The organism is Roseburia sp. AF15-21 (assembly GCF_003479505.1).
In the GTDB taxonomy this organism is placed as follows: Bacteria; Bacillota; Clostridia; order Lachnospirales; family Lachnospiraceae; genus Roseburia_C; species Roseburia_C amylophila.
The window spans coordinates 1-21,262 of sequence record NZ_QUHG01000001.1 but is presented as its reverse complement, the minus strand read 5'-3'; the positions used below and the strand labels follow the sequence as shown (position 1 = coordinate 21,262).

15 protein-coding genes are annotated in these 21,262 nt (G+C 41.1%); 4 read left to right on the top strand and 11 right to left on the bottom strand.

Translation table 11 applies throughout. The annotated features are described in order from the left end of the window. Positions 1–4: 4 nt before the first annotated feature. The 7 genes from DWW33_RS00075 to argC all read right to left on the bottom strand — a co-directional run bounded on the left by DWW33_RS00075 (position 5) and on the right by argC (position 6,809). Positions 5–580 (bottom strand): helix-hairpin-helix domain-containing protein, encoded by a 576-nt coding sequence (locus tag DWW33_RS00075; protein WP_117696976.1) that lies wholly within the window; start codon positions 578–580, stop codon positions 5–7. 106 nt (positions 581–686) lie between these two features. Further along, positions 687–1,832 carry a hypothetical protein gene (locus DWW33_RS00070; RefSeq protein ID WP_118638621.1) on the bottom strand — a complete coding sequence of 382 codons (1,146 nt, stop codon included), beginning with the start codon at positions 1,830–1,832 and terminating at the stop codon, positions 687–689. 9 nt (positions 1,833–1,841) lie between these two features. Next, positions 1,842–3,035 (bottom strand): aspartate aminotransferase family protein, encoded by a 1,194-nt coding sequence (locus DWW33_RS00065; RefSeq protein ID WP_117696970.1) that lies wholly within the window; start codon positions 3,033–3,035, stop codon positions 1,842–1,844. Continuing rightward, positions 3,028–3,927, bottom strand: coding sequence for an acetylglutamate kinase (gene argB / locus DWW33_RS00060; protein ID WP_022243101.1), 900 nt, complete (start codon positions 3,925–3,927; stop codon positions 3,028–3,030). The genes DWW33_RS00065 and argB overlap by 8 nt, the downstream gene beginning before the upstream one ends. Positions 3,928–3,992: 65 nt before the next feature. Next, positions 3,993–5,216, bottom strand: coding sequence for a bifunctional glutamate N-acetyltransferase/amino-acid acetyltransferase ArgJ (argJ, locus tag DWW33_RS00055; protein ID WP_022243102.1), 1,224 nt, complete (start codon positions 5,214–5,216; stop codon positions 3,993–3,995). A gap of 63 nt (positions 5,217–5,279) precedes the next feature. Then, positions 5,280–5,741, bottom strand: coding sequence for a GNAT family N-acetyltransferase (locus tag DWW33_RS00050; RefSeq protein ID WP_117696967.1), 462 nt, complete (start codon positions 5,739–5,741; stop codon positions 5,280–5,282). A gap of 12 nt (positions 5,742–5,753) precedes the next feature. Further along, a complete protein-coding gene (argC, locus tag DWW33_RS00045) occupies positions 5,754–6,809 on the bottom strand; it encodes an N-acetyl-gamma-glutamyl-phosphate reductase (protein ID WP_118638620.1) in 1,056 nt (351 codons plus the stop codon). Between the two features lie 315 nt (positions 6,810–7,124). On the opposite strand from argC, the gene DWW33_RS00040 reads away from it, so the two are divergent. After that, positions 7,125–8,351 (top strand): argininosuccinate synthase, encoded by a 1,227-nt coding sequence (locus tag DWW33_RS00040; protein ID WP_022243105.1) that lies wholly within the window; start codon positions 7,125–7,127, stop codon positions 8,349–8,351. 70 nt (positions 8,352–8,421) lie between these two features. On the opposite strand, the gene pdxR is transcribed toward DWW33_RS00040, so the two are convergent. The 4 genes from pdxR to DWW33_RS00020 all read right to left on the bottom strand — a co-directional run bounded on the left by pdxR (position 8,422) and on the right by DWW33_RS00020 (position 13,375). Continuing rightward, the gene (pdxR, locus tag DWW33_RS00035; protein ID WP_118638619.1) at positions 8,422–9,831 is read right to left on the bottom strand and encodes a MocR-like pyridoxine biosynthesis transcription factor PdxR; all 1,410 of its coding nucleotides are present in this window, start codon (positions 9,829–9,831) and stop codon (positions 8,422–8,424) included. 12 nt (positions 9,832–9,843) lie between these two features. Continuing rightward, positions 9,844–10,695, bottom strand: a complete 852-nt coding sequence (locus DWW33_RS00030) for a DUF2225 domain-containing protein (RefSeq protein ID WP_117840930.1) — start codon at positions 10,693–10,695, stop codon at positions 9,844–9,846. A 15-nt stretch (positions 10,696–10,710) separates the two neighbouring features. Next, positions 10,711–12,381 (bottom strand): glutamine--tRNA ligase/YqeY domain fusion protein, encoded by a 1,671-nt coding sequence (locus DWW33_RS00025; RefSeq protein WP_118638618.1) that lies wholly within the window; start codon positions 12,379–12,381, stop codon positions 10,711–10,713. A 133-nt stretch (positions 12,382–12,514) separates the two neighbouring features. After that, positions 12,515–13,375 (bottom strand): hypothetical protein, encoded by an 861-nt coding sequence (locus DWW33_RS00020; RefSeq protein ID WP_117840928.1) that lies wholly within the window; start codon positions 13,373–13,375, stop codon positions 12,515–12,517. Between the two features lie 250 nt (positions 13,376–13,625). On the opposite strand from DWW33_RS00020, the gene DWW33_RS00015 reads away from it, so the two are divergent. The 3 genes from DWW33_RS00015 to htpG all read left to right on the top strand — a co-directional run bounded on the left by DWW33_RS00015 (position 13,626) and on the right by htpG (position 21,165). Further along, positions 13,626–17,873: a 2-hydroxyacyl-CoA dehydratase gene (locus DWW33_RS00015; RefSeq protein ID WP_118638617.1), complete on the top strand. Its 4,248-nt coding sequence runs from the start codon at positions 13,626–13,628 to the stop codon at positions 17,871–17,873. A 7-nt stretch (positions 17,874–17,880) separates the two neighbouring features. Continuing rightward, a complete protein-coding gene (locus DWW33_RS00010; protein ID WP_118638616.1) occupies positions 17,881–18,837 on the top strand; it encodes a glycosyltransferase family 2 protein in 957 nt (318 codons plus the stop codon). Positions 18,838–19,053: 216 nt separating this feature from the next. Beyond that, positions 19,054–21,165: a molecular chaperone HtpG gene (htpG, locus tag DWW33_RS00005; RefSeq protein ID WP_118638615.1), complete on the top strand. Its 2,112-nt coding sequence runs from the start codon at positions 19,054–19,056 to the stop codon at positions 21,163–21,165. The last annotated feature ends 97 nt before the right edge of the window (positions 21,166–21,262 follow it).

Sequence of the window (21,262 nt, the reverse complement as noted above, 5' to 3'; positions counted from 1 at the left end):
CACCTCAGTTAACCCTTATATTATCTTTTATTTTTTCAAAAACGCCATTTTTAATTCCGGGAATATTCATTAAATCTTCAATAGTCTGAAATGCGCCATTTTTTTCCCGGTAAGAAATAATTGTCTCAGCTTTTGATTCTCCAATTCCGGAAAGTGTCATAAGCTGTTCCTTTGATGCAGTATTCAGATTGATTCTGCCATCCTCCGGCTCTGCTGCCGAATCAGCACTCCCTGTCTGCTGTAAAAGGTAAGTTTCCTGATCCGGCACCTTTATCATCTGTCCGTCAACAACCGGTTCTGCCTGATTGAGTGCCTCTTTTGCTGCAGCCTCGTTAAAACCTCCTGCCAGCTCCAATACATCGCAGATTCTGGCTCCATCTTCCACTTCATATACTCCCGGGTGCACTACCTCACCACAGACATATACATAACAAGAAGCCGGCGGGCATAAGACAGCTTCTGTAACCTCTTCACTCTCCATTTGCGTATCCGGCTCAAAATATACGGTATCTTCTTTTCCACATGCCGTATATATAATCCCACAATATAAAGCCAGAGCTAATAACCCGACTTTTTTCATCTGTATCACTCCCTTACATAAATTCTGTTATGCAAGAAAGTCCCCTAATGCTTACTGTTTTCTATTTTAACGAAAATTTGCCCTTTATACAAGTAGTATTTTCAAATTATTCCTGTGGCAGGCTTCCACCATTCCACAATGCCTTCATCTGCCTTGTAAATTCTGACCAGAACTCACCTGCATTTGCAGCATCCGGTACCAGCTGGCTGTTCTGATACTGCATAAAAGCTGCCTGTTCTGCTTCATCCCGGCTGGCACCTTCATCTGTAGAAATATGACCAGTCATTGCATGCAGGGTATCCACTTCTTCTTTTTCTATAAAAGCAGCAAAATCAGACGCCATATCTTTTTCCCCCGAAAATTCATTTACCAAAAGAATCCCCGCTCTGGCAACCCCCTGCATCGGTGTGGTATCGTCTAACATCGGCAGCCCGCAAACGCCATAATTTTCTGCTGTCATCTTATTTAAATCATCAGAATCAATGATTGCACACAAAGATGCTCCCTGATTAAAATTCTCCACCACCTGAGTTCTGCTAATTTCATCCGTATCAATTCCCACAGTTTCCGAAAGGTTTTTAAAGAAAGTTAATTCATCATTATATTTTTCTCCATATGTCGTCAAAAGGGTATAGTCCGTCTCATTCCATTCCACTTCAGTCCCCACAAATGGATAATCATAAAATCCATCTGCCACATTCCATTCCAGCAGATTTCCTACACCTTCTCCTAAAAGGTTATTCTGTCCATAGCCTAAAATTTCCGAAATACTCTCCGGTGCTTCCGGGAAATTCTCTTTCTGATATACCATCACCAGTGTATCAAAAAACAATGGGTATTCTTCTTCCGTTGCAACACCATATAAATACGCCTTGTCTTTTGCATCATTCCAGGCAAGATACAAATCCGGATAGTCTTCTTCCGTCATTGTTGCATCATAAATCTGTTCAAGATAAGATTCCTCATCTACATAACGGATTCCCACTGCGATACCGGTTTTGGCATAATAATCCACTGCACACTGTTCAAAATAATTCCTGCAGTCTGCATCGCTGTACCAAAAGGATAGCTCCTTTTGTGCTGCTTCATATGCTTCTTTTGTTTCCTGCTCAGATGTTATCTGCTCTTTTCTGTCTGTTTTTAACTCTGTTTTCCCTGTTTCTTTGCTGCTGTAAAAAGCAGCCGCTGACAGCAGGATAACTCCCACTGCCAGCGTTGTTGTTTCTATGATTTCCTTTGTTTTCTTTTTCATATACCCTGCCTACATACGATCCAGTACGTTTTTCAGTTTCGTTATCATTTCATCCACATGCTCTTTTTCAATCACAAGTGGCGGCACCATACGGATTACATCTGCGCCGGCTGTTATAATAATTAAACCTTCTTTTAATGCTTCTGCCGCGATGGTTCCAACCGGTTTTGTGCTTACAAGCCCCTGCATCAGTCCCATACCACGGCGGGCTGTAATAAAATCATATTCTTCTACCAGCTTATCCAGTTCGCTTTCCAGATAAACTGCGATTTCTTTTACATGGTCTGTAAGCTTTAATTCTTCAAATAAGTCCATTACCTTACTGACCGCTGCTCCGACAAACGGATTACCTCCATATGTGGTTCCATGGTCACCCGGTGCCAAGGATTTCTCTGCCACACGTTCTGTCATGGCAAAAGCTCCTACCGGCACTCCACAGCCCAATGCCTTGGCACTGGTCATAATATCCGGTTTGATTCCATAATGCTGCCATGCAAACATTTCTCCGGTTCTTCCCATTCCACACTGGATTTCATCTAAAATAAGAAGAATATCTTTCTCTTTGCAGAGTGCTGAAATCTCTTTCATAAAGGATTCCTCTGCCGGATAAATTCCACCCTCTCCCTGCACGGTTTCAAAGATAATGGCACATGTTTTTTCTGTTACCTGAGCTTTTACACTTTCAATATCATTAAAATCAGCAAATTTCACACCACCGCAGAGTGGCTCAAACGGTTCTCTGTAATGGGCATTTCCGGTTACAGATAATGCACCCAGGGTTCTTCCATGGAAGGAATGGTTCATGGCTATAATCTCATGGTCTGCATGACCATCTCTGGTATAGGCATATTTTTTTGCTGCCTTAATTGCTCCCTCAATGGCTTCTGCTCCACTGTTGGTGAAGAAAACCCTGTCCATTTTGGAAACTTTTAAGAATTTCTCTGCAGCTTCCATAATCGGGACATTATAATAAAGATTTGAAGTATGTGTAATTTTATCAATCTGATCCTTCAATGCCTGCTTATATGCTTCATTGCTGTATCCTAACGCTTCTACCGCAATACCTGCCGCAAAATCAAGATACTTCTTTCCATCGGTATCATAAAGATATACGCCCTCACCATGATCTAATACCAGAGGGAAACGATTATAAGTATGTAATAATGCTTTATCTTCACAATCCATATATTCCTGTTTATTCATGATAAAACTTTTCCTCCGCATCTCCTAAAATTGCTGTTCCGATTCCTCGGTTTGTAAAGATTTCCAGTAACAGACAATGTGCAATTCTACCATCTAAGATATGTACTCTGGACACACCATTTTCAATGGCATCGATACAGTTATTTAATTTTGGAAGCATTCCGCCGCCAATATAACCATCTTCAATCAGCTTGTGTGCATCTGAAATCTTAAGTTCGGAAATCAGTGTAGATTTATCATCCGGGTCTTTGTATACACCTTCAATATCTGTAAGGAATGCAAGTTTTTCCGCCTGTACGGCACGGGCAATTGCACACGCTGCATCGTCCGCATTGATATTGTAAGTATCATAATTATCATCAAGACCTACCGGGCAGATAATCGGCAGGAAATCTTTTTCGAGAAGATCATATAAAATCTTTGGATTTACTTCCTTAACTTCACCCACATACCCGATATCCTGTCCATTGGATAATTTCTTATTTACCTTCAGCAGTCCACCATCTTTACCGCTGATACCTACTGCGTTCACGCCAAGCTTTTCTACCATCTGAACCAGTGATTTATTGACTTTTCCAAGAACCATTTCTGCAATTTCCATGGTAGGTGCATCGGTTTTACGAAGTCCATTGATAAATTCCGGCTCCATTCCGGCTTTTGCAACCCATTTGCTGATTTCCTTACCGCCACCATGAACGATAATCGGTTTGAAACCAACCAGTTTTAAAAGAGTTACATCCTGGATAACGCTCTGCTTTAACTCTTCATCTACCATTGCACTTCCGCCGTATTTTACTACGATAATTTTGCGGTTGAAACGCTGGATATATGGCAATGCCTCAATTAATACCTCAGCTTTTTTCAATATTTCCTGCATACTGTTTTCTTCCATCTGTCCAATCCTCTTTCCTTTTCTTAAAAAGTCTTTTTTCGTATATTTTTTCAATCAAATCTTTTTTAAGAACGATAATCCGCATTTATTTTAATATAATCATAGGTCAAATCACAGCCCCATGCTGTTGCACAGGCTTCACCCATCTTCATATCTGCAATGGCAGTTACTTCTTTTTCAGATAAAATCTTAGTTGCCTCTTCCTCGGAATAATCTACGGCAACACCATCTTTGATAATCATCAGCTTGCCGGCTGCACTTTCAAAGTAAAGGTCAACCTGCTCCGGATCAAATTCCACGCCGGAATAGCCCAATGCACATAGGATTCTTCCCCAGTTAGCATCATGTCCAAAGATTGCAGCCTTGGTAAGGCTTGATGTTACTACGGATTTGCTTAAGATAACCGCATCTTCTTTGGATGCCGCATGCACTACTTTTACTTCAAATAAAGCAGTTGCGCCTTCGCCATCTCCTGCCATCATCTTAGCCAGTGCTTCATTGACATAATAAAGTGCTTCACAGAATGTTTCGTAATCTTCATTCTTCTCTTTGATTTTTTCATTGCCTGCAAGACCATTTGCCAGTACCAGGCAGGTGTCGTTGGTGGAAGTATCTCCATCTACGGAAATCATGTTATAAGTATCTGTTACGGTACTGCTCAGTGCTTCCTGCAACATTTCTTTTGAAATTGCCGCATCTGTTGTGATAAAGCTTAACATGGTACACATATTCGGATGAATCATGCCAGAGCCTTTACACATTCCACCGATGGTAACCTTCTTACCGGAAAGCTCTACCTCCACTGCAGCCTCTTTCTCATGGGTATCTGTTGTCATAATAGCAAGTGCTGCATTATGTCCACTAGTTAAATCACCACTTAATTTTTTACTCATCTGTTCCACACCGGCACAGATACGGTCAATCGGAAGCTGTTTTCCAATTACTCCTGTGGATGCCACAAGAACTGCATCCTCCGGAATATCCATTAACTCTGAAGTTTTCTTTGCGGTATCTTTGCAATATCCTAATCCTTCTGTTCCGGTACATGCATTGGCAATTCCGGCATTTACTACAACTGCCTGTGCAAATGCACTGTTCTTTACAATGTCCTTATCCCATTTTACCGGTGCTGCCTTTACGACATTCGTGGTAAATGTTCCGGCAACTGCACATGGCTCTGTGGAATAAATCATTGCCATATCTGTTCTGTCTTTATACTTAATACCTGCTGCTGTGGATGCTGCCTGAAAACCTTCTGCTGCGGTAACGCCGCCTTCTACTTTTTTCATAATATGCCTCCTGTCCTGCTTTCCTCTGTCTTTTATCTTAAGCTGTCTGCTTTCCAAATTTATTTATGGATTAAATACAGTTACATTTTCCGGATTCAAATCAAATTCATAATAATTCATATCCTTCCGGAATGTCCAGCCCATATTCTTCCAGAATCCATTGCCCAGCTCATTACTGGTAAATGCCACCAGATTTACTTTGTTGATGCCCTCTTTTTTCAATGCTTCCATTGCCATCATTGCCATTGCTTTTCCAATACCATGTTTCCGGTAATCCTCATGGACGCATACATGATAAAAGCATCCTCTTCTTCCATCCTGTCCGCAAAGAATAGCTCCTACGATTTTTCCATCCATACATGCCACAATACTGGTGTCCGGATTTCTTCGGATAAAACGTTTCACATTTTCTTCCGAATCATCAATGCTCCGGATGCCAAATCCGTGAATGCTCATCCAGAGTGCATGGACTTCATTAAAATCGTCTTCTTTCATTGTTCTTAATATATATGTAGCTTCTGCCATATTCTCTCCTGCTTACGGGAACATCGGTACCAGTTCGAGACCTTCCGATTCCTTTAATCCAAATAATAAATTCATATTCTGAACCGCCTGACCGGCTGCTCCTTTTACCAGATTATCCAGCGCACCCATCATAATCACTCTTCCGGTACGCTCATCTACTACAAAGTTCACATCTACATAGTTGCTTCCTTCTACCCATTTGGTTTCCGGGCACACACCATCCTCTAATACCCTGACGAATTTCTCGTTCTTATAATATTTTTCATAAGCTGCACGAATCTCTTCTTTGGTTGGATAACTTCCGTCTGCTTTCTTTACCAGTGATGCGTACTCTGTTGCTAAGATACCACGGTTCATTGGAACAAGATGTGGTGTAAAGCTGATGGTAATCTCTTTTCCGGCTGCATAACCTAACTGTTCTTCAATTTCCGGTGTGTGTCTGTGGGTTGCCACGCCATATGCCTTCATATTTTCATTTACTTCACAGAACAGATTATTGACCTTTGCTCCACGTCCTGCACCGGAAGTACCGCTCTTTGCATCCACAATCAATGTATTGGCATCAATCAGTCCCTCTTTTACCAACGGATATGCGGTTAAAATAGAACAGGTGGTATAGCATCCCGGGTTGGCTACCAGTCTTGCATTTTTCACCTTTTCACGATTGATTTCGCAAAGTCCGTAAACGGCTTCTTCAATAAACTGTGGACTCTTATGCTCAATTTTATACCATTTTTCATAAGTAGTCACATCTTTAATACGGTAATCTGCGCTCAAATCAATTACCTTTGTCTCGGATAAAATCTTCTCATTCAATACAGAACCAAGGAATCCCTGCGGTGTTGCTGTAAAGATAACGTCCACCTGCTTTGCCAGCTCTTCTATATTATCATCAAGGCAGGTATCCTCTACGATTTCAAACATATTACGGTAAACATCTGCGTACTTCTTATCTATATAACTTCTGGAGCCATACCACTTAATCTCTACGGAAGGATGTCCCATAAGAATTCTTACCAGTTCTGCTCCTGCGTATCCGGTTGCTCCGATAATTCCTGCTTTAATCATTTTTACATCTTCTTTCTTCTTAAGATTATGGCACACATGGAATTTACATGCCATTTACAGTGCATAATTATACATTCGTTTTATTCATTATGCAAGTACTATTTTCTGTTTTCACGCTTTTTCAGTTAATTTATGATTCTATAAGTCTTCTTTTATTAATATATTATCCGTTTTTTATACATAAATATGTACCCTTTGTATATAATTATGCATTTTTATAAGCAGATTATGTATATTTTTTCGCTTGCGTATTTATTTTTTTTGTTGTATATTAATCCTAGTTAAAAAACATCTGAAGAAAGGATACCTATTATTATGAAAGAAAAAGTTGTTTTAGCGTACTCTGGTGGACTTGATACAACCGCTATCATCCCATGGTTAAAAGAAAATTATGATTATGAAGTAATCTGCTGCTGCGTTGACTGCGGACAGGGTGAAGAGCTGGATGGTCTTGATGAAAGAGCAAAATTATCCGGTGCAACCAAATTATATATTGAAGATATTACAGATGAATTCTGTGATGACTATATTGTTCCATGTGTTCAGGCAGATGCCGTATATGAGAACAAATATCTCTTAGGAACTTCTATGGCTCGTCCTGGTATTGCCAAGAAATTAGTTGAAATTGCACGAAAAGAAAATGCTGTTGCTATCTGCCACGGTGCAACCGGTAAGGGAAATGACCAGATTCGTTTCGAGCTTTCTATCAAAGCACTTGCTCCTGATATTAAAATTATTGCTCCTTGGCGTGATGACAAATGGAAAATGGATTCCCGTGAATCCGAAATTGAATACTGCAAAGCACATGGCATTCATCTTCCATTCTCTACTGACCAGAGCTACAGCCGTGACCGTAACTTATGGCACATCAGCCACGAAGGTCTTGAGTTAGAGGATCCTGCAAATGAGCCAAACTATGACCACCTTTTAGTTCTTGGTGTTTCTCCGGAAAAAGCTCCGGATGAGGGCGAATACGTAACCATGACCTTTGAAAAAGGTGTTCCTACTGCTGTTAATGGAAAGAAAATGAAAGTTTCCGATATCATCCGTGAATTAAACCGTTTAGGCGGCAAACATGGAATTGGTATCATCGATATCGTAGAAAACCGTGTTGTTGGTATGAAATCCCGTGGTGTATATGAAACTCCTGGCGGAACTATCCTGATGGAAGCACATCGTCAGTTAGAGGAACTCGTATTAGACCGTGCTACTATGGATGTTAAAAAAGATATGGGCAATCGTATGGCTCAGATTGTTTACGAAGGAAAATGGTTCACACCTTTACGTGAAGCAGTTCAGGCATTCGTTGAGTCTACCCAGGAATATGTAACCGGTGAAGTGAAATTCAAGCTCTACAAAGGAAACATCATCAAAGCCGGAACAACTTCTCCATACTCTCTCTACAGTGAGTCACTGGCAAGCTTTACAACCGGAGACCTTTATGATCACCATGATGCAGATGGATTCATCACACTGTTTGGTCTTCCATTAAAAGTTCGTGCTATGAAAATGCAGGAATTAGAAAAAAATAACCAGAAATAGAATTTTCTAACGCAATATAGAATGTAAAAAAGGCATTACATTCGACAGCCGCCGATATGTAATGTCTTTTTTATTTATCCAGAATCTCTCTTAATACAGCAAGACCCTGTTCCATTTCATCTTCTGTCAGATTACCATATCCAAGCACCAGTGTCGGAACTTTCTTTTCCTTTGGCTTTTGAATCACATATTCACCCAGTCCATGAATTTCAATATGCTGCTCTCTCGCCTGCTCTACCACTTCTTCTTCCTTCCACTTCACATCCAGTTCTACCAATACATGCAGGCCGGCATTATCACCGTAAATGCGGCAGACCCAGTCTTCCTGCTTTAAAAGACGCATAAAAGTATCATGCTTATTCTTATAGTTATTACGCATACGGTTCAGATGCCGTTCAAAATGCCCTTCTTCCATAAAATGGCACAATACTTCCTGACTGTTCCGCGGCACCGTACAGGCATAGAAACCACAGGAACTGTGGTACCGCTCCATCAGGGAATGGGGCAATACCATAAAACTGATTCGAAGAGAAGGTGCAATACTTTTTGAAAAAGTTCCTATATAAATCACATGCTCTCCGGTATCATTTCCCCACAAAGCCGGAATCGGCTTTCCTTTATAACGGAACTCACTATCGTGGTCATCTTCTATGATATAACGTTCTTCTCCTTCAGACGCCCACTGTAAAAGTTCCAGCCTTCTTCGCAGCGGCATGACATTTCCCAACGGGAACTGATGGGATGGCATGACATAAACCATATCCGGATTTTCTTTCCGGATAGCCTCCATACAAATTCCATCTTCATCAATTTCTTCTGCCAGCACCCGATATCCCATATTACAGAAAGTATAATATGCCTGCAAATAAGTATAATTCTCCATTGCCACTTTCTTATCCCGCCCCATAATCTGAGCTAACAATAACAGAAGATACTCATTACCGGCACCAATAAGAATCTGTTTTTCATCGCAGACTACCCCTCTCGCCTGATAGAGATAGCGGCTGATTGCCATTCTAAGATTCAGTTCTCCCTTTGGATTTCCCGAAAGCAATAAATCCGGGTTATCCTCCGGCACTACACTCTTATGCATCCGATACCATATTCCATAGGGAAAATGCTTCCGGTCAATCTCATAAGGAGAAAAACTGATTTCATACTGCTTTTTCTGCCGCTCCATGAGTCTTCCCTCTTCTGGCTTTTCCTGTCCACGGCTTAGCTGATACAGCATGCTGATATCGCATACAAAATAGCCTGCACAGGGTTTTGGTTCAATATAACCCTCTGCTGTAAGCTGTTCATATGCCAGTTCCACGGTACTCCTGCTGATTTGCAGATTTTTGGCCATAAAACGAGTAGACGGTAATTTTTCCCCCGGGGAAATCTTACCGTCTGCTATATCCTTACGAATATATTCGTAAATCTGCTCATAAAGTGCGTGTGGAGAATCCGGCTGTAAATCAATCCATAATTCCTTCATCCCGTTATCCACCTATCGGTTTTTCTTAAGCTCTTTTAAAATAATTTCTTTTAATTCCAAGGATTTATCCTTAATCTTACGATTTGCACTTGCGGAACTCAAAACACGGCTTAAGCATTTTGATGTTATATCATACTGCTTATAATGGAATGCCATATTTGCAAGAAGATAATCCATAGTACTCTGATCCATTCCACAAATCGGGAACATCTCTGTACTTACTGCCTTCATCATGCCATCATAGGCCTCTTTATAGAAAGATTCCTCTTCCTGTCTGCAGGCTGCTGCCTCTTCTTTTTTACCGGCAGTCTCTAATTCCTCTGCTTTGGTGCGAAGCAACCATGCAAGAATCAGACAGTTATATGCTTTTTCACTGGTTCTCGCTTTCTTTACCATCGAATTAAACAGGGATAACTTATGCATTTCAATTGCCTTATCATAATCCCATGTTGCATCGTCAGATGGTGCCTGCGGATGAAAATTCCGGCTAATCTGTTCCTTAATCAATTTAATCTGACCCATGGTAATATGTTCAAAATAACGATTCAGTGAAGTATATCCGCAATTCGGGCAGGATGCCACATCATATTTCAAAGAATCCACATACTGCTGTCTCGGTCTCAAATCTGCATCCGGCTCCAATCGCTTCACCTTACCGGCTTTTACCATTTTCGTCTTAAATTCTTTATCACATACCGGGCAGCGCACGGTCTTATCTAAAAGGAAATCCTCTTCCTTTGGCTGTACTACGGCTGTTTCTACTTTTTCTTTTGTTTTCTTTTCTGCTACTTTCTCATCGGCATAAAGGTCTGTACTGTCAGTTGCCTTTATTCCGAATTTTTCCAATCCAGAAAATAAATTCATATCTATTCCTCCGCTCTACTGCTGAGCTGGCAGTTTATAAGAACTCTTTAGTGAAACGATGCGGTTAAATACCAGTGCATCTTCTTTTGAATCTTTCGCGTCTACGCAGAAATATCCCTGTCGTACAAACTGGAAGCTGTCATATCCTTTTGCATCTGCAAGACCTGGCTCTACATAGCACTCTTTTAATATGGTAAGAGAATTCGGATTTAAGTTCAGGCTTCCGTCTTCGTTATATACGCCCAACTCTTCGTCCACAATATTTTCGTATAATCTTACCTCTGCTTTCACTGCGGTTGGTGCTGCTACCCAGTGAATGGTTCCTTTTACCTTTCTTCCATCCGGGCTGTTTCCGCCTCTGGATTCCGGGTCATAGGTACAGTGAATCTCTGTCACTTTTCCGTTCTCGTCTTTTACAAAGCTGTTGCATTTCACAAAATATGCATGCATCAGACGCACTTCGTTACCCGGGAACATACGGAAATATTTTCTCGGCGGTTCTTCCATGAAATCTTCTCTGTCAATGTAAAGTTCTCTTGCAAACGGAACCTTACGGCTGCCTAGAGTTTCATTTTCCATATTATTGACCACATCAAAGTATTCTATCTGATCTTCCGGATAATTGTCAATAATAACCTTAATTGGATCTAATACTGCCATCACGCGGGAACGTTTTAATTTCAAATCCTCACGGATACAATATTCTAACATTGCATAATCTACCGAACTGTTTGCCTTGGAAACGCCGCACAGCTCTACGAACATTTTAATAGACTCCGGTGTAAAGCCTCTTCTTCTCAAAGCGGCAATGGATACCAGACGCGGGTCATCCCATCCATCTACAATATGTTCCTCTACCAGCTTCTTAATGTAACGCTTACCGGTTACCACATTGGTAAGATATAATTTTGCAAACTCAATCTGCTTTGGTGGATTCTCATACTCTAACTCACGGACAACCCAGTCATATAAAGGTCTATGGTCTTCGAATTCCAGCGTACAGATAGAATGTGTGATTCCTTCAATGGCATCCTCGATTGGATGTGCAAAATCATACATCGGATAAATGCACCATTTATCCCCTGTATTCTGATGAGTCATATGTGCCACACGGTAAATAACCGGGTCACGCATATTCATATTTGGAGAAGCCATATCAATTCTGGCACGCAATACCTTTTCACCGTCTGCATACCTGCCATCTTTCATTGCTTCAAACAGTTCTAAGTTCTCTTCTACACTTCTACCGGCTGACGGATCTTCTTTTCCCGGCTCCTTTAAGGTTCCGCGGTACTCGCGCATCTCTTCTGCGCTTAAGTCAGAAACATATGCTTTCCCTTTCTTAATCAGTTTTACAGCTGCTTCATACATCTGATCAAAATAATTGGATGCAAAAAACAATCTGTCGCCCCAATCCGCACCCAGCCATTTAATATCCTCTTTGATTGACTCTACGAATTCGCTTCGCTCTTTGGTCGGATTGGTATCGTCAAAACGCATATTAAATAAGCCGTTATATTCCTGTGCAAGTCCATAATTTAAAAGAATAGATTTGGCATGTCCGATATGCAAATAGCCATTTGGCTCCGGTGGAAATCTGGTATGCACCGTTTTGCAATGTCCTTCTGCTAAATCTTTGTCGATAATCTGCTCAATAAAATTCTTGGAGACAGCTTCGTTTTCCATTTTGTCTTCCTCCTGGGTTCGTTTCTTCGCTAATATATCTATTATAAAGTCAAACGTCCGCTAAATCAATAACGATTTTTGGAGTTCCGTCAAAATGTTCCGTCAAAATGTTGTCCGGTCGCATTTTCCTTTTCTAGCTGTGCTTAATATGCTGATGGGTAAACAGATGATCCTGACAATATTCGTAATTGCCATCGCACTTGGAGCAGAAACGGAATTCCAGGTTTGGATCATCCAGCTCGGTTCTTCCGCAGACTGCACATTTATGCTTTGTCACCATGCCGCCTCTCCTCGGCTCCCGCATCTGAGCCTTAAATACCTGCTTCCGGTGAATTTCCTTCGGGGATACCCTTCTGTAATTTCTGGTAGACAGGAAGAAAATCAGGAAATTTAAAATAGACATAATGATAGCAATTCTTCCGCCCCAGCTGGTTAAAATCAGATTAATCGCAATCAGTACTGCATATACCACTGCCATCCACTTCATTTTTACCGGAATAATAAAGAACAGTAAAATCTGCATTTCCGGATACATGACCGCAAAGGCAAGGAATATGGTCAGATTGATATAATTCGTAGTGAAAGTAAGGCTTGAAATCAATGAAATTGTTTCTAAGCTTCCTGTTCCAGCTGCTGCATATATTCCATATAAAATAAACGCTCCGATTACGGTAAATAACATTCCGCCGAAAATATAAACATTAAAACGGAACGTGCCCCAGCTCCGTTCCAGTGCAGAACCAAGCTGATAATAAAGAAGCGCCATAATCAGCAGTGAGAATACTCTGGTGTCTGTCGGCATCAGAATCCAGGTAATCAGTCTCCATACCTGTCCATGCAGAATGTGATAAGGGCTTAAGGTCAGCATCAACATAAAGTTCGGATTTACCGTATAAATCACAAATCCGATGCAATATGCTGCAATCAGATAAATCATCAGATTCGGGATGGCGTATTTTCCAATTTTGCGCTCCATTTTATTCAAAAAATTCATATTACACCTCATATTTCATAAATTAGTTTATTGCAATCTGTCTACTATTATAGAAGTATCCCCAAAGATTTGTCAACGACACTGGGATTTCTTCATAAAAATTTCAGATTCCCCACTATTTCTAAACAATCCATAAATTCTTTTATTAGGAATTGTTTTTTGAAAAATACTGTCGTATAATGGATTTTGTTTTGGAATTTATGAAACACATTATTAATATGAAGTAACAGACTAATACAGGGTGATTATTATGGAAAACAAAAATCTTAACAAACTGGGAATAGACATCGGTTCCACAACCGTTAAAATTGCTGTTCTTGGAAAAAATAACGAGCTGCTGTTTGCAGACTATGAAAGACATTTTGCCAATATCCGTGAAACCTTAACGGATTTATTAAAAAAGGCATTTGATAAGCTTGGGAATTTAAAGCTGGCACCGATGATTACCGGTTCCGGCGGACTTACCCTTGCCAAGCATCTTGGCATTCCGTTTGTGCAGGAGGTTATTTCCGTATCTACTGCCTTACAGGACTATGCGCCACAGACTGACGTTGCCATTGAGCTTGGTGGTGAGGATGCCAAAATTATTTATTTTGAAGGTGGTAATGTTGAGCAGCGTATGAATGGTATCTGTGCCGGTGGTACCGGTTCCTTTATTGACCAGATGGCATCTTTGATCCAGACAGATGCATCCGGTCTGAATGAGTATGCCAAAAATTATGATGCCATCTATCCGATTGCTGCACGATGCGGTGTATTTGCAAAAACCGATATCCAGCCATTGATTAATGAAGGTGCTACCAGAGAGGACTTATCTGCTTCTATTTTCCAGGCAGTCGTAAACCAGACCATCAGTGGTCTTGCCTGTGGAAAACCAATCCGTGGTCACGTTGCTTTCTTAGGTGGACCACTGCACTTCCTTTCTGAATTAAAGGAAGCTTTCATCCGTACCTTAAAACTGGATGATGAACACATTATTGCACCGGAAAATTCCCATCTGTTTGCAGCCATTGGTTCTGCATTAAATTATAAAGAAGATGTCACTTACGATTTATCCGATATTTTAGACAAATTGTCTTCTGATATTAAAATGGAATTTGAAGTAGCCCGTATGGAGCCTCTTTTTGCAACCCAGGCTGACTATGACGCCTTTACTGCCCGTCATAACGGACACAATGTAAAGACAGCGGACCTTTCTACTTACAAAGGAAACTGCTATCTTGGAATTGATGCCGGTTCCACCACAACCAAAATTGCACTGGCAGGAGAAGACGGTTCTCTTCTCTATTCTTTCTATAGCAGCAACAACGGAAGTCCTCTGGCTACTGCAATCAAATCCATCAAGGAAATCTATTCCTTATTACCGGCGGATGCACATATTGTACACTCCTGCTCCACCGGTTATGGAGAGGCTTTATTAAAAGCTGCCCTTATGCTGGATGACGGTGAGGTAGAAACCGTTGCCCACTACTATGCAGCGGCATTCTTTGACCCGGATGTAGACTGTATCTTAGACATCGGTGGTCAGGATATGAAATGCATCAAGATTAAGAACCAGACCGTTGACAGTGTTCAGTTAAATGAAGCCTGCTCTTCCGGATGCGGTTCCTTTATCGAGACTTTTGCAAAATCATTAAATTACAGTGTGCAGGATTTTGCCAAAGAAGCTTTATTTGCTGAAAACCCAATTGACCTTGGAACCCGTTGTACCGTATTTATGAATTCCAAGGTAAAACAGGCTCAGAAGGAAGGTGCAAGTGTTGCTGATATTTCCGCCGGTCTTGCTTATTCCGTTATCAAGAATGCTCTTTTCAAGGTTATCAAGCTTTCCGATGCAAAGGATTTAGGTGAGCATATCGTAGTTCAGGGTGGAACCTTCTACAATGATGCGGTACTCCGGAGCTTTGAAAAAATTTCCGGCTGTGAAGCAGTAAGACCTGATATTGCAGGAATCATGGGTGCTTTTGGTGCTGCTTTAATTGCAAGGGAGCGTCATGAGGAAGGTTACCAGACTTCCATGCTTTCCATTGATGAAATCAATGCACTGACCTTTGATACCAAGCTGACCCGCTGTCAGGGATGTACCAACCACTGTCTTTTAACCATCAACCGTTTCTCCGGCAACCGTTCCTACATTACCGGTAATCGTTGTGAACGTGGACTTGGCAAAGAAAAGAATAAAGAAAATATTCCAAACCTTTTTGAATATAAGAATGAACGGCTTTTTGCTTATCCTCCACTGAAGAAAGAAGAAGCCACCCGCGGAACCGTAGGACTTCCGAGAGTATTAAATATGTATGAGAATTACCCATTCTGGGCAACCTTCTTTGCAGCTTTAAAATTTGAAGTAGTACTCTCTCCACAGTCAACCAGAAAGATTTACGAGCTGGGTATTGATTCCATTCCAAGCGAGTCCGAATGTTATCCGGCCAAACTTGCCCACGGTCATGTATCCTGGCTGATTCAGCATCAGGTAGATTTCATTTTCTACCCATGTATTCCTTATGAAAGAAATGAATTCCCGGATTCTAACAATCACTACAACTGCCCGATTGTTACATCCTATGCCGAAAATATCAAGAATAATGTAGATGAAATTACTTCAGGTCAGGTTCGTTTCTTAAATCCGTTTATGGCATTTACCAACCTTGACGTTCTGACCGAGCAGTTAGTACATACCTTTACCGAAGAGTTCTCCATTCCGGCAGAAGAAATCAAAGCTGCCGCGAGAACTGCATGGCAGGAGCTTTCCAATGCCAGAGAGGATATCAAACGCAAGGGCGAAGAAACTTTAGCATATTTAAAAGAGACTGGGAAACGTGGTATTGTACTTGCCGGCCGTCCATATCATGTGGATCCGGAAATCAACCATGGTATTCCGGAACTGATTAATTCCTATGGTCTAGCTGTACTTACAGAGGATTCCGTAGCACATCTCCATGAAGTAGAGCGTCCGCTTATCGTTATGGATCAATGGATGTATCACTCCAGACTGTATGCTGCAGCAAACTTTGTAAAGACACAGGATAACCTTGATTTAATCCAGTTGAATTCCTTCGGTTGTGGATTAGATGCCGTTACAACAGACTGCGTCAATGACATTCTAAGCAAATCCGGCAAGATTTATACCTGCCTGAAAATCGATGAGGTAAATAACTTAGGGGCTGCAAGAATCCGTATCCGTTCTCTTCTTGCTGCTATCCGTGTCAAAGAAAAACGTCATGAAAAACGTACCATCGTTCCTGCTAACTTTAACCGTGTGGTATTTACCGAAGAAATGCGTGACAGTTACACAATTCTCTGTCCGCAGATGTCACCGATTCATTTCGAACTCTTAGAGCCTGCTTTCCAGGCTGCCGGATATCATCTGGTTGTACTTGATAATGATAACCGCGACTCTGTGGATGTGGGATTAAAATATGTAAATAACGACGCCTGCTACCCTTCCCTTATGGTTGTCGGTCAGATTATGAGTGCTGTTATGTCCGGAAAATATGACATGACAAAGACTGCAATTTTAATCTCACAGACCGGTGGTGGATGTCGTGCCAGCAACTATATCGGTTTCATCCGCCGTGCCTTGGAAAAAGCCGGTTATAAAGACGTTCCGGTTATTTCCATCAACTTAAGCGGCTTAGAGAAGAACCCTGGCTTTAAATTTACACCACAGCTTATCCAGCACGGTCTTTATGCCTTAGAGTTTGGCGATATTTTCATGCGCTGTCTCTACCGCACCAGACCTTATGAGGAAGTACCTGGTTCTGCCAATGCACTTCATGAGAAATGGAAGGAACGTGTCATTGCATTTATTTCCAGAAAGGGCTTTGTCTCCCACCGGAAATACAAGAAGATGTGCCGTGAAATCATCCGTGACTTCGACCGTCTTCCGATGAAAGACATTAAGAAACCTAAGGTTGGTGTCGTTGGTGAGATTCTGGTTAAATTTCTTCCAGCCGCAAATAATTATCTGGTAGACTTACTGGAGTCCGAAGGTGCTGAGGCTGTTGTTCCTGACCTTACCGACTTCCTGCTCTACTGCTTCTATAACCAGAACTTTAAAGCAGAACACCTTGGCATGAGCAGGAAATCCGCAAGAGTCTCAAACCTCGGTATCAGATTTTTCGAATGGCTCCGTTCCGCTGCCCGTGACGAATTTGAAAAGAGTGAACACTTTGATCCACCTGCCCACATTGAAACACTGGCAAAATATGCTTCTGAGATTGTATCACAGGGTAACCAGACCGGTGAAGGCTGGTTCTTAACCGGCGAAATGTTAGAGCTGATTCATACCGGAACCAATAATATCGTATGTACACAACCATTTGCCTGTCTGCCAAACCATGTGGTTGGTAAAGGTGTTATCAAGAAACTGCGTCACCAGTACCCTCTTTCTAACATCGTGGCTATCGACTATGACCCGGGTGCCAGTGAAGTAAACCAGTTGAACCGTATCAAACTGATGCTCTCTACTGCCAACAAGAACCTTGCAAAGGATTGATTCTTTTATGCAAACAATGACGATTATTGTACCCTGCTATAACGAAGAAGAAGCACTTCCGTATTTTTACGAAGAGATCTCAAAAATCAGACAACAGCTTACAGAGATTTCTCTTAAGCTGCTGTTTATCAATGATGGCTCAACGGACAATACCCTTGCCACCCTAAAGAAGCTTGCTTCTTCCGATAACAGTGTATATTATATTTCCTTTTCCCGTAATTTTGGAAAAGAAGCGGCTATTTATGCCGGTCTGAGAAATTCAACCAGTGATTATACTGCCATTATGGATGCAGATTTACAGGATCCGCCTTCCCTGCTTCCTTCGATGCTTCATGCCATCCGGGAAGAAGGCTATGATTCGGTTGCCACACGACGGGTAAACCGCAAAGGAGAACCGCCTGTCCGCTCTTTCTTTGCCCGGATGTTCTATAAGCTTATCCGCAAAATGTCCGATACAGATATCGTAGATGGTGCCAGAGATTTCCGGTTGATGAACCGTCCTTTTGTGGATGCGTTGTTAGAATTAAATGAATACAACCGCTTTTCCAAGGGGTTATTTGGCTGGGTCGGTTTCCGTACCAAATGGATTGAATTTGAAAATACAGAGCGGATTGCCGGAGAAACCAAATGGTCTTTCTTCCAGCTGGTCCGCTACTCCTTAGACGGAATGATATCCTTCTCTACAGCTCCGTTGAAGCTTGCATCCTTTACCGGAATGTTTATGTGTATCATTTCCTTCCTTGCCATTATCTTTATTATTGTAAGGCAGCTTTTATTCGGTGGCTCCGCTTTCGGCTGGCCGTCCATGGCATGTATCGTTATCTTTATCGGAGGTATCCAGCTTCTGTGCATCGGAATCTTAGGTTCCTACCTTTCCCGCACTTATATGGAGGTCAAAAAACGGCCTATTTATATCTGCCAGGAAAGCAATTTAAGCCCAGATAAAGCTGTTAAATCTGAATGAAAAAATGATTAAAAAGAAAGTTTATAAACTTTTAAGAAATCCGCAACGTCCAATAAATACTGGTGTTGCAGATTTTTGTTAGCACTCTTTTTTAAAGAGTGCTAATTTTCTATTGACTTTTAAATTTGCAAAGTATAATATTTCTATTAGGATTTGTAGTCTGACACTGCAAAATAAAGTAAGAAATTATATAGAGAAAGAAAAGGAGTGTTTTAAATGAGTAATAAACATGGAAATTTATCAATTAGCAGCGATAACATTTTTCCAATTATAAAGAAATGGATGTATTCCGATCACGATATTTTCTATCGTGAACTGATTTCCAATGGCTGTGATGCCATTACCAAATTAAAGAAGCTGGAAATGATGGGAGAATATACCCTTCCAGCCGATTATAAGCCTGAAATCCACGTTATTGTCAACCCGGACGATAAAACCCTTACCTTCATTGATAACGGTCTTGGAATGACTGCTGACGAGGTAGAAGAATATATCAACCAGATTGCCTTCTCCGGTGCTACTGATTTTCTGGAGAAATACAAAGATAAAGCCAATGAAGACCAGATTATCGGTCATTTCGGACTGGGCTTCTATTCCGCTTTCATGGTTGCAGATGAGGTTCACATTGATACCCTTTCTTATAAAGATGGTGCTGCTGCTGTTCACTGGGAATGCGATGGCGGCACAGAATTTGATATGAAAGACAGTGACCGTACCGAAGTCGGCACCAAAATTACTCTTTTCTTAAATGAAGATGCTTTGGAATTTGCCAACGAATATCGTGCAAGAGAAGTCATTGAGAAGTACTGCTCTTTCATGCCGGTACCAATCTATCTGACCAAAGCAAATGATGAGCCACAGTATGAGACCATCAAACCGGAAGATAAATTAGATACCGATACTGTCATTGAAACAATCGTGGAAGAAGCAAAAACTGAAGAAAAAGAAAATGAAAATGGCGAAAAAGAAGTCGTAGAAGTATCTCCAAGGACCGAAAAACTTAAGATTTTAAAACGTCCGGTTCCATTAAATGATACAAACCCACTTTGGACCAAGACCCCAAGCGAGTGTACTGACGAAGAATACAAAGCTTTCTACCGGAAAGTATTTATGGATTATAAAGAGCCTTTATTCTGGATTCACCTGAATATGGACTATCCATTTAACTTAAAAGGTATTCTGTACTTCCCGAAGATTAATACGGAATACGATTCCATCGAAGGAACTATTAAATTATATAATAACCAGGTATTTATCGCAGATAACATTAAGGAAGTGATTCCGGAATTCTTAATGCTCTTAAAGGGCGTGATTGACTGTCCTGACCTTCCGCTTAATGTTTCCCGTAGTGCCCTGCAGAACGATGGCTTTGTAAAGAAGATTTCCGATTACATCAGTAAAAAAGTTGCAGATAAATTAATCGGTATGTGCAAGACCGAAAAGGAAAGCTACGAAAAATACTGGGATGACATTAGCCCATTTATCAAATTCGGCTGCTTAAAAGATACCAAGTTCTGTGACAAGATGAATGATTACATTCTCTTTAAGAACTTAGACGATAAGTACCTTACTCTTCCGGAGCTTCTGAAAGAAGACGAAAAAGCAGAAGAAAATACGGAAGGAAATACCGAAGATACAAAGGCTGAAGATACCGCTTCAGACAATGTGTCTGATGCTGATAAGACCGCTGATACTGCTTCTGACTCAGACGAAAAGGATGAAAGAAAACCGATTTACTATGTTACCGATCCGGTTCAGCAGGGACAGTATATCAAGATGTTCAAGGAACAGGGCATGGATGCAGTTATCTTAAATCACAATATCGATACCTCCTTCATCAGCCAGTTAGAGCAGCGTAATGAGAAATTCAAATTCATGCGAATCGATGCAGACCTTACCGATTCCCTGAAAGAAGAAAATGCTGAAGAGACTAAAGAGACTGAAGAAACACTGTCCAAAGTATTCAAAGATACTTTAAAGAATGATAAGCTTACGATTAAAGCTGCCAAACTGAAAAATCCCGACATTGCTTCTGTTATTACTCTCTCCGAGGAAGGCAGACGTATGCAGGATATGATGAAAATGTATGCCATGAATGGCATGGGCGGTATGGATACTTCCATGTTTGCGGCAGACCAGACACTGACCTTAAATACCAGTCATCCTCTGGTCCAGTACATCTTAAATCACAAAGATTCCGAGCATGTACCAATGTTCTGTCAGCAGCTTTACGATTTAGCTGTTTTAAGCAACCAGCCATTATCCGTAGATGCTATGACAAAATTCATCCAGCGTAGCAACGATATCATGATGCTGCTGGCAAAGTAAAAGTTCAAGAAGAACTACTAAAAGGGAATCTGATTTTCTGATGTGACCCCAAAAAGTTAGACTTTTAAGCGTAGCAGTTTTATTGGCTGCTACGCTG